The organism is Arcicella rigui (genome assembly GCF_034929435.1).
GTDB classification, from domain to species: Bacteria; Bacteroidota; Bacteroidia; order Cytophagales; family Spirosomataceae; genus Arcicella; species Arcicella rigui.
Genome location: NZ_JAYFUM010000011.1, coordinates 48943 through 64771 on the forward strand (window position 1 = coordinate 48943; position 15829 = coordinate 64771).

Genomic DNA, 15829 nt, shown 5'->3' on the forward strand with positions numbered 1-15829 from the left:
AAAAGATGGATGATATTATTTTCTATATGTATTTATTTTCGTCTTCCAAAAAGTACTCAATTTTTAAAAAAATTGATAAAGTACTTAGCATTCCTTCAGTAAAAGGCACAAAAAAAGCGGTCTTGATTGCTCAAAACCGCTTTAATAAACTAAACTAAAACTATCAATTGAAAAATGGTTACTATCTTGGACGACCGCCACCTGCTGCTGGTGCTGCGGCTGGTTGTTGTTGCTGACCGCCTCCACCGTTATCGCCTCCGTCTTTCAAGTCATCGTTATTCACAGATTTCTTTTTCTTCTTAGGCGTATCGAAACTCATTTTACCAATACGGTAACTGAAATTAATTTTAAAGTTCATGTTACGTAAAGTATTGGTACTCGACTGCGAAATCGTTGAAGATTCGATACTGTTGTTGATTTTGAAACCACCTGGCGTAAAGAAGTTTTCTGCACCAAAACCAATACTTCCTTTTTTGTTTGGAAGGTCTTTTTTGATACTCAAACTATAAATACCAAAACCTCCTTGACTTCCTTGCAATTGTACTTGGCGACCACGGTAAAACGAGAACGCTTGTAAGCCCCATCCGTTTGATAAATTATAGCTACCAAAGAATCTGAAACTTGCTACCCATCCTTCGTTTTTAGCATTTAAAAGTGGGTCTGGATTATTGTTTTTCAACAAAGCATAATACACATCTGTACCTCCACCTAATTGTAATTTATTAGAAAGGTTGATGTTTCCGAACAAGTTCATTCCATAGGCATCTTCGTTACCGATGTTTTCATAGGTAGTAAGGATATAAGGCTTTCCTTGGGCATCTGTTTGGGTTGTACGTAAGCTTTGGATAGAACCAGTAGTATTACGCATAAACAAAGCCGTAGTCAAGAAAGTATTTTTGAAAAATGTATTTACCGTAAACTCATAGTTGTTAGTAAATTCTGGCGATAAGTATGGATTACCTTCGGTTACGTTTGAAGGGTTTGAAGCATTACGGTTTGGATTCAAGAACTGTAAAGATGGTCTTTGAATACGGCGGTTATAAGCCAATTTCAAAGTAGTTCCACCTTTCAAGCTTTTAGAAACATTGAAACTTGGTACGAATGTTCCATAACTCGGAATAGTAATATTCGTTTTTGCTCCACCTTCTGCCGTTTGTACTGCACTGATGTCGGTATGTTCATAACGACCACCTGCTTTAATACTATATTTTTTCTTAGTCGTCAGCGTATAAGAGAAGTACGAAGCCGCAATGTTTTGGTCATAGTCTAATGCACCATTGTTACCAATTTGTGTAAACGTACTGTTTACTTGTCTGAAAATTCCTTTTCCACCAAACTCAATCAATTGTGTTTTACCAATTGGTGATTGATAATCAGCTTGTACTGTTGTTTCTTGGTTATAGCTTGGGTTGATATTCGTAACAATATTTCTACCTAATTGCACTAAAGAATCTGGCAAACCATAAATAGTGTTGGTAAAATTATTTTTACGGTCGTTACGGCTATATTGTGCCGACAAGCTAAATTCTTGTTGTGGTTTTTTGAAAGTATGAGTATAATCAACGTTCAAATCCACTGTTCCAGAATTGTCTTTTGTATCAACATCACGGATTGTAGAAGTACTTGTACCGTCAGCTCTTTTAATGATGGTTGACAAAGCATCTTGATAAGTATTCTGGTTTCTTGCACCATAACGAGCAGAAGCAGTGATAGAATTGTTTTTGTTGATGTCCCAATCCCAACCGAACTGATAAGAACCAAACAAGCCGTTGTTACGAGTAGAAGCACTTTGCGTAGTACTTGTTCCGTTCAATACGCCATTGGTTTTTGATAATTGTGTATTCACAAACTCACCCGTTACATTGTAGTTTGAACGACCAAAACCACCCAAAGAGAAGCCCATTGCTCCTTTTCTGTAATTTCCATTCAAGGATAAATTAGCTCCACGAATACCAACGCTACTGTCCAAATTCAAGGTTAGACCTTGTAAAGTATTCTTTTTAGTAATGATGTTGATAATCCCGGATGAACCTTCTGCATCATATTTTGCCGAAGGAGAAGTAATTACTTCAACCGACTTAATCATGTCTGAAGGAATTTGTTTCAAGGCATCAGCAATACTACTTGCTACGATTGTAGAAGGTTTGTTGTTGATTAACACTTTCACGTTTTGACTACCACGAAGCGTAACGTTTCCGTCTAAATCAACCGATAAAGAAGGTACTTTTCTAAGTACATCAGTAGCGTCTCCACCTTTGTTGCTGGCATCTTTTTCTGCGTTATAGACCATTCTATCGACTTTATCTTCGATTAAAGAACGTTGTCCTTCAACAGTTACTTCTTGTAAAACTTGATTGCTCTGAGTCAATTTGATTACACCTAAATCAATATCATCATTTTTGTTAGCAATTTTTACAGGGACTCTTTTTGATTGATAACCCAAGAAAGTAATGGCTAAAATGTAGTCGCCAGTAGCAATTTTATTGAGTACAAATTTACCTTTATCGTCGCAAACAGTTCCATCAACAGGTTTATTAGTTGCTTTCGATAAAAGTGCGACGCTGGCAAATTCAACGGCTTGAGTAGCCGCCGAGTCAATCACATAACCAGTGATTTTAGCAGAACCTTTAGGTGCAGCCTGAGCCGTTCCGGGAATGGCAGCTTGTTCTTTTTGTCGGCCACCGCCCATGCCTCCCATTCCACCCATCGGGAACTGAGCCAAGGTACTTAGGTAGCTGATGCAAATTAAAGTAAGAGATAATAATAATTTTTTCATAAAATGTATTTTAAAATTGTTTAGCGCTCTTTGAAGCTTCAAAATTACTTTGATTAATTAGACGTAAAATTTAAAAAGTACAAATGGCTTGAATTTGAGATAAATGGAAAATCCTCAAAAACAACCATTAGACACAGAAACAACACAAAAATTGCATAGGTCTCTCTTAGAATTTGACAATTTTCGACCAAATACAGAAGTCTGTCGGTGAATGACGATAATTCGTGGACTGTCGATAAATAAATTTTGTAAAGCAGTATTGTAAAGCAAAAAAGAGCGAAAATCTGATGCAAAACAGTCAAATTTTCGCTCTTTCTCTGTACTGAAATATAAGGAGACTAAATCATAGAACAGGTTATGCGTATAGATTTTCTAAAGTTTTACCTGTAATTTTTTGAATGATTTTAGTAGCATGTACTCTTGAATTTTCGATAAACAATGAGTGCGTATTCATCCCTCCACAAATTACCCCTGCTAAATATACATTGGGTAAATTCGTCTCTTGTGACTCTTCGCTGTAAGTCGGTTTCATTACTTCATCGGCGGATAAAGTAACGCCAATTTTTCTTAAAAAATCTAAATTAGGTTGGTAGCCCGTCATCGCTATTACATAATCATTTTCAATCGTCACGATGCCTTCGGGTGTTTTAATATCTATTTCAAAAGGACGAATGGCAGCTACTTCTGATTCAAAATAGGCTTTGATTGAACCTTCTTTGATACGGTTTTCAATATCTGGTTTTGCCCAATATTTTACTCGGCTTCCAATCTCGTTCTGACGAATAATCATGGTTACTTCTGCTCCTTTTCGCCAAGTTTCCAAAGCTGCATCCACGGCAGAATTGTTTGCCCCTACCACGGCTACTTTTTGTAAAGCATAAAAATGAGGCTCTTCGTAGTAATGCGTTACTTTAGGCAAATTTTCGCCTTCAACATTCATCAAATACGGAATATCATAAAAACCTGTGGCAATAATGATGTGATTGGCTTGATAGTTTTTTTTGGAAGTAGCTACTTCATAAAGTATATTTTCTGCCCCTTCTACGGCTTTTATTTCTTCTACGGTTTCAAACAACTGAATGTTTAATTTTCGGTGAATAGCCACACGACGATAATATTCTAAAGCTTCCGAACGAGTAGGTTTTGCATTATTTGAAACAAAAGGAACGTTTCCAATTTCTAATCTTTCAGAAGTACTGAAAAAAGTCATGTTTGATGGATAATTATACAAAGAATTGACCAAACAGCCTTTTTCTATAATTACATAATTCAAACCAGCTTGTTGGGCTTCGAGTCCACAGGCTAAACCAATAGGGCCGCCACCGATAATTATCAAATCGTATTGTTGCATAGGATTTATATTCAAAAATTATACTCACAAAGAGCAAAATGCTTTTGCTGTAAATTTACTATTTATCTAAAACATCAAAAACCCTGCAAGAGTTCTTTCTTACAGGGTTTTCAAAAAATCAGTAATGAAATACTTTGCTTTAAGCTGTTGGCTTTAGGCAATAGGCAAAATGTATATTTTTTACGATAAAAGTATTCTGCTTACTGCTTACAGCCTATTGCTTAAAGCCTAAATTAAAGCAAATTTTTCAAATTATTCCGCACTTCTCACAGAAGAAGCTCCAGAAACATCCGAACGAACAGAAGGCTGTCCACGATAACGCAAAGATGACGCTCCGCTTGCTTCTACGTTCAACGTTTTTACAGCACTAATTCTCACAGAACTTGCTCCAGAAAGTTCCGCATCGACATCACGAGCTGTAAGATTGAAACTATCTACATTACTTGCTCCTGAAACATCAAAATTGAATTTTGACGTTTTACCGTTCAATTTGATTTTTGAAGCACCCGAGCAATCTAAATTTACTTTGTCGGCATTGATATTGATTTCAGCATAAGCCGCACCCGAGAATTTCAAAGTAATATCTTCTAAATCATCAAAACCAGAAATTTTAGATTTTGTAGCTCCCGAAAAATCTACTTGACGAAGCGTAGGCATTACAATCGTAAAAGTAACACGTTTGCGATTATTGTTCCAACGCCAAGCTCTTCCATCACGGTATTTAGCAATCAAAGTTCCACCGCTAATTTTTACTTCCAAGTCGTCAATATCCTCCGAACGCTCGGCATCTACTGATACTTTATAAGAACTTCCATGTTTTACATCAATCACAAAAGCACTCGACATTTCTAATTTATCAAAACCTTTCAAGGCATACTCTTTTGTATTTTGTGCCAAAAGGACTTGAGCAAATCCTAACAAAAAAAACATCAATACTGTGTTACGAAAGTAGGGTTTAGTTTTCATAGTTTTTTAAACATTGTTTAACTGTTGAATTGAATGGCGATTTGTTTTTTATCAAGCTTTTTTGCTTCGCCGATTATTAGATGAAATTTAGAGGTTAAACGTTGCATTTACTTTCTAATTTTTATAGAAGGTTTTTGCAAAGGATAAAAACAGCACTTACTCACGGTCTTTCGTTACCGAGCCACCTGCTTGTACTGAGCGAGTAATAGATGGTTCGCCTCGGTAATGAATCGTTCCCATAGAAGTAGTTTTTGCTTCTAATTTTTCATTTACATTAATTTCTGCTGAAGCCATATTATTTACTTCTACTTTGGCTTTATTTACTTCCAAATCAAAAGATTCTAATTTTGCTTCATTGGCTAATTTGGCGTTTAGTTCGTTGTATCTACCTTTTATTTTAAGGATTGAACCATTTTCAAGACCAAGCTCCAAGGTTTCTCCTTCAAAATATTTGATTTTACTTGTACCAACACTTCCTTTGATAAAATAGCCTTTGAGCCTCGGCATCGTAATATGAATTTCATAAATGTCCGAAGCCGTTGCATTTCCTTTCGATTCAAAAACCAAAGTATTGTTTTTAATTTGGGCTTGAATGCTACTCAAAATATCAGAATTTGTCCCACTGATTTCTACTTTATACTCATCTCCTTGGCGAACTTGTACATCGGTAACGCCACCCAATTTGATGTCGATATATTCAAAATCTTTTAATGGCAATGTTTGGATAGCTACGCCTTGCTGAAAATCGTCTGAATCATTATTATACTCATCTTGATTGTCCTGAGAAGATAACTGTGGAAGACGATTTTGGCAGATTAATTCTCCATCTTTATTAAATTTCCACAACGAACCTTTGAATAAATCGCCATTGCTTTCATCAAAATAACCGCTATCAAAAGTATTTCTTACAAAACCTGCAAAACCACGAGTCATCGAGAATGATTTTTCAAAAGGTATATATACTTTCATTCGGATTCTCTGGTCACGGAATTTAGCATTGTCTTTGAATTCAAATCTATCATCAAATCTCAAAACAGAATCTTTCTGAACAATCGTGTAGTTTACAGATTTAGCATTTTCTTCTGCATCATTTTTGTCGATTCCGTCGGCACTATAAGTTTTTTCGATTTTAATCACATTACCTTCATATCCGATAAGTTCAACCGATGGCTCCCAGTCTTGGTCTAAATAAGTAGCGTTTACATCAAAAATTGGCGTTTTAGTAGCAAAATCAAAAGTGACATTTTCTTCAACAGAAGCAGATTTTGCAAAGTTTTTAGCATATTTTAGCCCTGTGTACATGGTAAGCAATAAACCAATAAAGAATACACCCAAAGTACTTTGCCAAACGATAGATGAAAATAAATTTCTACGGATAATCAATGAAATCCCTGCACAAGCAATGACAAAAGCTGGCACTATCGACGCTAAGAAAACGCCTAAGAATAATAAGGGAGAAGCATCACGTGAGAGCAAACCAACGGGTAAATCAAAGAAATAAACATGGGCAACTTCTGCGGCTGTAAGTCCTATAAAAAGCACGAAGAAAAGAGCAATAATCAATACTACGCCTGTAAAAGCCATCATTCCACCCACAAAAACACGAGCAATCGTTACTAAAAATACCGCAAATGGGCCTAAAGCTTTGAATACTTGTGATACTATTCTGAAAGGCAATAACAAGATTTTGGTGAGCGGTTCTTCTAATTTTTCTTCATTGTGTAAAGTACGTTTGATGTTCGATTCAATATTTTCAAGCGTAATAGGTTCGCCCGACATTTGCATTTTATCGGTCAATGATTTTGCTTCTGGAGCAATCGCCCACAAAATCAAGTACAGAATAATACCTGAACCAAAAAGAAAAATACTAAGTACAAACACAAAACGAAGCATTCCTAAGTCCCAACCTGTATAAGAAGCAACGCCGCTTACAACGCCACCCAATACTTTGCCGTCGGGATTTCTATAAAATTTACGAATGCGGTCATCTTCTTCCAACAAAGCATTGGCAGGAAAAGCCACCCAGCAAGCAATGTATAATACAAGCGTAACTCCCGATAAAGTTCCTGCTGTAATTGGGCCAAGTACGAACAAGAAAAATAAGAAGGCAAAACGAATCCAAAGTGGGTCGAAGCCTAAATTATGGGCAAGTCCAGCACAAACGCCACCTAAAAGTTTTCTTTTTACGTCACGGTAAAGTTTGCGTTCTTTAGGTTCAAATTTGAAGTTTTCTTGCGTAGTATTAGCCTTTTCTTCCTGAGCTTTCTCTTCTTTCTTTTCTGAGGTTTTCTGCTCGTTTACAGCAAAATCTTCTTCCTCTTCGATAGCCGCAAAATCAGACACCGAACCCATTGAGGCAATTAAGCCATCTACATCTTCAAGGGTAATTACTTTTGAATCTTCGCTTTTGTGTTTTGTCCAAAACTTTTCGGCAATTCTTGCTTCAATATCAGCGACAATCTCTTTTGAGCCTTCATAAGCGGCAAAGTATTTCTGAATAGCTTTCAGATAGGCATTTAATCGCTCGAAGCCGTCTTCTTCGATATGAAAAACAATGCCTGCAATATTGATAGATATGGTCTTTTTCATGTTTGAATGAATGTATGAGTGAATGACACAAATACTAAATAATGTTGTTAAAATCCTTTCGCTTACTCTTCAGTTTTGTTGTTGTGATGATGGAAAGAATCGTGGATAATCTGATTGACAGAAGTCTGTAATTCGCTCCAAGTTTCTCCGAATTGCAGTAAAAATGTTTTACCGGTTTCCGTAAGAATATAATACTTCCGTGGCGGGCCAGATACTGATTCTACCCATTTGTAATCCAACAGTCCTGAATTTTTCAAGCGAGTAAGTAAAGGATAGAGTGTACCTTCCACAACCATTATTTTAGCGGAAGTCAGCTCTTCAAGCATATCAGAAGCATAAACTTCGCCTCTTGAAATGATGTGCAGAATACAGAATTCTAATATCCCTTTCCGCATCTGCACTTTGGCATTTTCTAAATCCATATTTGTAATTCTTTTATAAAATCGTTTGTCATTCGTGAGCTTCGAACTAACAGCTAAAGGCTTGTGGCTGATTCTCTGTAACAAAGATATAAAAAGGTACTATGCGATGCAAGGTACTATAAGAATTTTTTTATTTTATTTGTATAAATGGAAATTATAAAGGCTGATTGGAAAAAAACAGATTGAAGAAAATGAGAAATGGGCATAAAAAAAATTTAGCGAACCTCATCGAGATTCGCTAAAAAGTATCACTAACACACCAAAATATGGTTCAGACTTCTAAAGAAGTTATCTTTAGCCATCCTCACCCATTTGTAATTATAAATATCACAGCTGCCGAAATTGACATCTGCTACGTATTTGTCGAGCTAAAAAATTCATATAAAATCTTTTGTAAGTGATAGAAACAATATACAGGTTACAAACATAAAACAATATGTATTCATTTCAAGATTTCCGATGCAAAAAAACTGTATTACAGAACTATTTTTATATTTTATTATCAATTGTTAAGTTATAATTAAAATATAAATAAAATAGTAATTATCGGGTAATTGTTAAAACGGAGAAAGCTATCAAATTGTTATATTAGTTCAATATTTCTACAAAAATCATGCCTTTATTGATGAGTCTTTTTACTTACTCCAGACACTTTTCCTTAACACTGATTTTATTGTCTTGGTTCAAAAAACAACTACCATATACGTCGGTGTACCAGATTTGATAGTGAAAGGTAGTATCGTCAACCACTTGGTACTTCAAATAATTGGCAAGTGTCTCTTCATATTTTAAAGAATACAAGGTCAACTCCTCTCCTTCTTTCAGCACACTACCAGTTTCCAAGCTTTCAAAATAAAATGGAAAATGATTATGCGTACTTCCATTCTTTTTTTGCCATTCTTTCGTGAAAAGTTGTTGAAAGCTATCATATTCTTTGTGTTGAAAACTAATTTTTATCTTTTTAATAAAAGCAGGGCCAACGCCCTTATTTTCAGCTTTAAAGTAAAAATAATTTTTATCTAAGAGTCCATTATTCAACCATAAGTATGGATATACGGAAGCTTTTTGCTGTTCTCTCGAAATTTTTAATTGCTCTAAATAAATAAAAATTGAAATAACACTCGTAAGAATAGCCACAGTACCCACCAGCAGTTCAATATTAAGTTTGTGATTAAAAATTTTCATAAAAAGGTTTTAGCTTGTATTTCGTTTAAAAATTCCCTCCTAAAAATACAGAGTTCATCTGTGATAATCACCAATTCGTCGGAAAACAATTCAAGAAAAGTACTTTTTGAACTTGTTTTGAAGCATCAAATAAACAACACGACGATGAAAACCTTTACTTATCTGTTAATCCTCTATTTCTTATTTATTGCTACTCAAGTATTTTCTCAAACACTCGTAACAGGCAAAGTACTTGACGAAAAAGGCAAAGCTTTGCCCGGAGCAAATATTTCTTTGAAAGGCTCTTACGACGGAGCTACTGCCGACGCTGAGGGCAATTTCAGATTCAATACTTCTGAAAAAGGCGAGCAAATACTTGTCTGTACTTTTGTTGGTTTTGAAACAAGCAACAAAACCCTTGTACTGAATCAGGCAAGTATGGAAGTAATCTTCAAACTGGTTGAAATGGCGAACGAACTCAATACCGTAACCGTAACGGCTGGTACTTTTGAGGCCTCGGACGAGAAGAAAACGACCTTAATCAAACCTTTGGACATTGTGACTACCGCAGGCGGCGGAGCAGACATTACCCAAACAATGGCTTTGCTAACGCCTGGGTCGCAACGTAATGGAGAATCTACGGGAATGTTTGTCAGAGGTGGTTCGGCTCAGGAATCAAAAATCTTAATTGACGGACTTACGGTTCAGAACGCTTATAACACCGCTTCGCCTGATGTGGCTTCTCGCTCTCGCTTTGCTCCTTTTCAATTCAAAGGTTCTGCATTTTCAACGGGTGGTTACTCGGCACAATACGGTCAGGCTTTATCGGCAGTTTTGTTGATGAACACCACCGATTTGCCTACCGAAACCAGCTACACGATAAACGCCAACTTGGCACAAATATCGACAGCTTATACACATTTGGCGGAAAATCATTCTTTGAGTGGAACGCTTGCTTATAATAACCTTACGCCTTTGTTCAAAGTGTATCCGCAAAATATAGATTGGATAAAAATTCCAGAACAAATCAATGCTTCGGCTTCGTATCGCCTAAAACCTTCGGCTGATGCTAATTTCAAAATTGATGCGGTTTATGCGAAAAGTGAATCGGGCATGATGTTTACGAATACAGAACAAAACCTTAGTTTGTCAAAATTTGGTATCAAAAACAATAATCTTTTACTGACAAGTACTTATCAGAAAGCCTTAGACAAAAATGCGGAATGGGTTCTCAAATCTGGGGCTTCCTATTCTTATAACCAAGATTTGTTGCGTGTAAATACTGATGCTTTTGAAAAAACAGAACAGCGTTCACAGTTCAGAGCGGTTTTAGTGAAATCTTTTGACAATAATTCAAATATACTTTTCGGTACAGAAGGACATATCGCTCAGTATGGTTTAACACTTGAACAAAGTAGCAGTGATAAAAAAACGTATCAATTAACAGATAATTTCAAAGCTCTTTTCTCTGAATCTGAATTTTATGTTACTCGCAAATTGGCAGGAAGAATCGGAATCAGAGCCGAACACTCTTCTTTGGCTTCGAGTTTCAACCTCGCTCCAAGGTTTTCTTTAGCTTACAAAACAGGACTTTACTCTCAGGTTTCGGTGGCTGGTGGTAGTTTTTACCAAACACCCGACTATCAATATTTTTATTACAACAAAACATTGGGCTTCGAAAAGGCAAATCATGCGGTGCTGAATTATCAATTAATAAAAGATAACCGTACTTTCAGAGTAGAGGCTTATTACAAAAAATATGAAAATTTAGTGCGTGAATATGCCGAACAAGAAAACTATTTTGATGCCAATCCGCAACGCTTCCCGAACGGCAGAACCGACAACAGCGGAAAAGGTTTTGCACAAGGTATTGATGTATTTTTTAGAGATAATAAATCTTTCAAAAACGGACAATTGTGGGTGAATTACAGCTATTGCGATGCAAAACGTTTGTCGGGCAATTACTTGACGGAAACACAACCCACTTTTGTTTCAAATCATAATTTGAATGTGATTTACAAACAGTATATCGCAAAGCCAATGATGACGGTTTCGGGTACTTATTCTTTCACGAGTGGTCGCCCCTACTACAATCCAAACAATCCAGTTTTCTTAGCCGACCGCACGCCAAATGTACATAATACCAGTATTTGGCTCAATTACCTGACCAATATTAAAGGCAATTTTATGGTGGTTTACTTCTCGATTGATAATGTTTTAGGAACGCACAATGTCTATAATTATCGCTACTCTGCCGATGGCAAAACTCGCACAGAAGTAAGACCAGTGGCTTACAGAACCTTTATGATTGGTACTTTTATCACAATTTCAAAGAAACAAGTATTGCCAGAAGATATGCGTAAAAACTAACAAAAAGCAATTGTTTTTCACGCTAAAAAATCAACAATTCACTCCCAGAAATACTCAGTTCGTCAGATTTAGATTCATCCGAAATGAAGCTTCAACTAATTTTAAAACATCAAAACAGCAATCATTTAACAATTAAATAAACGACAAAAACATGAAAAATCTATTCTTAATTTTCGCAGTAGTTTTAACAATTTTTACTTCAAAAGCTACTGATAACGAACGCTTTAACAAAGCAATGATTGAAACTTTAGTACAATTTGGGCAAGCCAAAGACATTACAACTTACCAAGAAGTAGCCAATAAATTTGAAAGAATTGCCAGTTCGGAATCGGCTGAATGGTTACCTAATTATTATGCTGGTCTTACTTATACTGTGATAGCGATTCAGCAAAAAAGCGGTAGCGAAATCGACAAGTACTTAGATAAAGCTGATTCATTTATCGAAAAATTAGCACAACAAAAAGTAAGTAATCTGGACGAAGTAGAAGTATTAAAAGCCCAAATTGCGATGATGAGAATTTCGGTTGACGGACAAGCTCGCTACATGAAATTTGGTTCAGCATTCGAGGCGGCGATTGCCAAAGCAAAGAGTATTAACCCAGAAAACCCAAGAGCTTACGCCTTGAAAGCACAAATGATTTTTTATACACCTGAGCAATTTGGAGGCGGAGCAAAAAATGCTTGTCCTGAAATTCAGAAAGCTTTGGAAAAATTCGCTAACTTCAAAGCAACAAGCCCAATTTATCCGAATTGGGGACAAGAGCAAATCAAAGAAATGGCAAAAGCCTGTAACTAAAATATATCAAGCATGACGGCGTGAGGGTCGTCATGCCTTTTTTATGGGAAAAGAATTAAAATCAAGTTTTTGGGGAAGATTCTGGTTGCTGAGTTTCTTTACCGTAATGGCATTTAATGGTCATATTTACTTTATCATTGGTATTCTCAGAGGGAAAAATCAATACAAAGATTTCTTCATCAATATCGTTTACAGCAATATTTACGATGCTACTATGATGATTAGTTTGTGCTGGTTTTTTATCCGATTTTTTCCTTCCAGTAAATTTCCAATACTCCGCCACAGCCTTTTGTCTTTGTGTACCATCGCTTCGGCAATGTTGAAATTTTTCAGTTTTTCAATTTTATATAGCTTTTTTCAAGAAAGCGAACCCGTAAGAGTAGCCAATTATGCCAGAGATAATTATGATATTTTATTTGTACTTGGGCCGCTATTGGGTGTAAATATTATTTATTATTGGTTTACCCACGAACGCACAAGACTTATCAAAATGACTGAACAGGAATATCAATTACTACAACTCAACGACCTAAAAATTCGGGCAGAATTGGAGGCATTGGAGGCAAAAATCAATCCGCACTTTTTGTATAATTCCTTAAATTCTATTGCTTCACTGGTGCATGACGACCCCGACAAAGCCGAACACATGGTGCTGAATCTTTCTAAATTCTACCGATATTCCACAGGCAGAAGTCAAGAACATTATGATACTTTAGAGAACGAATTAGAAATTGTAAAGACCTATTTGGAGATTGAAAAAATCCGTTTCGATGAACGTTTGGTTTACTCTGTGGAGTTTGAAGATGAGGCGTTTAGAAAATATAAAATCCCAAGATTTTTGTTACAACCAATTATCGAAAACGCCATCAAACATGGCATTTCTAAAATTGCAGGGATTGGTGTACTAAAAATCAGGATTGATAAAGTAGAAGAAAACTTAAAAATCAAGATTTTTGATAATGGTGTGCCTTTTCCAGACAATATTTTTTCGGGCTATGGTTTGAAGTCAATCCAAGATAAACTTCGCTTACTTTCTGGTGAAACGGCTTCGATGGAACTGAGTAATTCGCCTGAAAAAGTGGTGATTATTACTTTGCCAGTTAGCTCGGTTTAGCTGTGAGCTGTGAGTTATGAGCTGTGAGCCTTGAGCGAACCTTAATTAAAAAAGCTCAAAGCTCGTAGCTCATAGCTCAAGGCTTAATACACATTTTCTGACTTGTAATACACAAAATCTGAGTTAAGAGTCAGAGAAATAGAGTTAAAGCTCGCTAAAACTGTATTGAAGCTCAGAAAATCCGAGTACCTACTCACTTGAACTGAGTCAGTACTCCATAAATCTGAGTCAAAGCTCAGGCAAATTGAGTTGATAGTCGGAAATATTGTATTAGAACCCAGTTTATGTGGGCTTGCTCCAAGCTTTGAGTACATAACCATAAAATGCTCTGCATTTTTGCAATGTAACATTGCAGTACGCAAGACGTAGTTTAGAACACTACGCCAAGCGAGGGATTATTGTATTTCAAAGATGAAATAGTAAATAAAACAAGTAGCTCATTGTATTCTTTTATCAAAATTCAATCAGATTTGTAAGCGATGAAAAAAAATAAAGCAATAATATTAAATGGTAATTTGGGGAAATATAGAAAAGGATTCTTTTATTTTCAGCCTTATAATGGTGGGAAACAATTTGGATGTAAAAGTTCTGAAAATTTAGATATAATTTGGACTAAAGATACGAAAGAGTTTGTCATAGAGGAATCAAAAATCATTGGAGATAAGTTAACAATCGGGAATTGTCTATTTGATTTTAATTCTTTAGAAATTACTGAAGTAAATATTAAAGGTTTTACTCAACACCAAAAATATTCCCTCCTATGGTATGCAACTTTAGATTATGTTGGCTTTTACCTAAAAAATGAGACTAATATTATCGAAGGAATTATCAGTTTGCAAATACAAAATATCTTATGGAAAAGAGAGCTATATTCTTTTTACAAGGACTATAGCTTTGAAGAAAATATCATTATCAAAGTTGTATATTTAGATGGTAAAATTGATAAATACGGAGCAAAAGGTAAAGAAAAAGCATTTTTAGGTCTTCAATTTCTCACAGGAGAAACCCTTTGGCAACGCAGTTTTAAAGAATTAGGAATCACCAGTTTAGATAAATTTATTGGAGATATTGATAATATTCTGGTTTGTGCTTGTGGAAAAACAATCTTGGGGCTTGATAAAAATACTGGAGAGATACACTGGAAACTTAGACATCGCTCTGAAGCTCAATATACATTACTTAATCCATCGACAGGATGCTTGTATCAGCTTTATGGTTGGGCTGATAGTGGTTCAAATAATAGTTTAATCCTCTTAGAAATTGATGCTAAAACTGGTACAATTCTCTATGATAAAAGTATTTTCAAACATCCTAATTACCAACCAATAGATAATTTAGGAACGGAGCAAGATTGGAAATATCCAAGGTTTCACAATGCTGTTCAGTGGAAAGAAAAAGTTTATTTTTTGGTCAACCCTACTGGAACAAGTTGGTTAGCGAATGTTTTTGAATTTGACTGCATCCAAAAACGTGTGACAAAAGTATCAGATGAGCTTTATGCTACCACCAATTCTATTTTTGTAGCAGAAGGAAAATTGTTTATCAATAGCGAAATATGTAAAAAAGTAGCAAGTAGAGACAATCTAGAAAATGACAAATGGAGTAGAGCTATTTCTATTCCAAGAATGGATGGTGAAAAAGAGTATAGTGAATATTATGCCATCAGTAAAGAATCCTATTTAACCATTTTTGATTTAGAAGATAATTGATAGTTGTGAGTTATGAGCTTTGAGCGAACTTTAATTAAAAAAGCTCAAAGCTCGTAGCTCAAGGCTCATAACTTAGTCTTAACTCAGAAAAGCTGTATGCGAATACACTTTTTCTGACTTGTAATACACAAAATCTGAGTTAAGAGTCAGAGAAATGGAGTTAAAGCTCGCTAAAACTGTATTGAAGCTCCGAAAATCCGAGTACCTACTCACTTACATTGAGTCAGTACTCCATAAATCTGAGTCAAAGCTCAGGCAAATTGAGTTGATAGTCGGAAATATTGTATTAGAACCCAGTTTATGTGGACTTGCTCCCAGCTTTGAGTACATAACCATAAAATGCTCTGCATTTTTGCAATGTAACATTGCAGTACGCAAGACGTAGTTTAGAACACTACGCCAAGCGAAGAAAATATCAAAAAGCAATTCCAAAAGCTTTTTTGTGAAAATTGTGATGATGTCAATGCTCCTACTAAAACCCTTACCGTACAAGGCAAAAAAGTATTTGAGACTATTTGGGGGAATGTGGGTACCAATGGCTCAAATGGTTTGAGACAAGGAGTTTTCAGCAA

General features: G+C 35.7%; 10 protein-coding genes. 4 read left to right on the forward strand and 6 right to left on the reverse strand.

Features of this window, described 5'->3' with window-relative positions:
* Nucleotides 1–181: 181 nt before the first annotated feature.
* From VB248_RS10900 to VB248_RS10925, 6 genes are all read right to left on the reverse strand, one after another.
* Nucleotides 182–2776: a TonB-dependent receptor domain-containing protein gene (locus tag VB248_RS10900; RefSeq protein WP_323296809.1), complete on the reverse strand. Its 2595-nt coding sequence runs from the start codon at nt 2774–2776 to the stop codon at nt 182–184.
* Nucleotides 2777–3131: 355 nt separating this feature from the next.
* The gene (locus VB248_RS10905; RefSeq protein WP_323296810.1) at nt 3132–4127 is read right to left on the reverse strand and encodes a YpdA family putative bacillithiol disulfide reductase; all 996 of its coding nucleotides are present in this window, start codon (nt 4125–4127) and stop codon (nt 3132–3134) included.
* A 252-nt stretch (nt 4128–4379) separates the two neighbouring features.
* Nucleotides 4380–5093, reverse strand: a complete 714-nt coding sequence (locus tag VB248_RS10910) for a head GIN domain-containing protein (protein WP_323296811.1) — start codon at nt 5091–5093, stop codon at nt 4380–4382.
* A gap of 156 nt (nt 5094–5249) precedes the next feature.
* Entirely contained in the window at nt 5250–7682 is a 2433-nt protein-coding gene (locus VB248_RS10915; protein WP_323296812.1) for a PspC domain-containing protein, read from the reverse strand.
* Nucleotides 7683–7744: 62 nt separating this feature from the next.
* Nucleotides 7745–8104, reverse strand: coding sequence for a PadR family transcriptional regulator (locus tag VB248_RS10920; RefSeq protein WP_323296930.1), 360 nt, complete (start codon nt 8102–8104; stop codon nt 7745–7747).
* 639 nt (nt 8105–8743) lie between these two features.
* Nucleotides 8744–9289 (reverse strand): hypothetical protein, encoded by a 546-nt coding sequence (locus VB248_RS10925; protein WP_323296813.1) that lies wholly within the window; start codon nt 9287–9289, stop codon nt 8744–8746.
* 144 nt (nt 9290–9433) lie between these two features.
* Between VB248_RS10925 and VB248_RS10930 the strand changes: the two genes are divergently transcribed.
* From VB248_RS10930 to VB248_RS10945, 4 genes are all read left to right on the forward strand, one after another.
* On the forward strand, nt 9434–11638 hold the full coding sequence (locus VB248_RS10930; RefSeq protein WP_323296814.1) for a TonB-dependent receptor: 2205 nt from the start codon (nt 9434–9436) through the stop codon (nt 11636–11638).
* Nucleotides 11639–11789: 151 nt separating this feature from the next.
* On the forward strand, nt 11790–12434 hold the full coding sequence (locus VB248_RS10935; RefSeq protein WP_323296815.1) for a hypothetical protein: 645 nt from the start codon (nt 11790–11792) through the stop codon (nt 12432–12434).
* Between the two features lie 43 nt (nt 12435–12477).
* The gene (locus VB248_RS10940; protein ID WP_323296816.1) at nt 12478–13548 is read left to right on the forward strand and encodes a sensor histidine kinase; all 1071 of its coding nucleotides are present in this window, start codon (nt 12478–12480) and stop codon (nt 13546–13548) included.
* A 479-nt stretch (nt 13549–14027) separates the two neighbouring features.
* Nucleotides 14028–15257 carry a hypothetical protein gene (locus VB248_RS10945; RefSeq protein ID WP_323296817.1) on the forward strand — a complete coding sequence of 410 codons (1230 nt, stop codon included), beginning with the start codon at nt 14028–14030 and terminating at the stop codon, nt 15255–15257.
* Nucleotides 15258–15829: the final 572 nt, after the last annotated feature.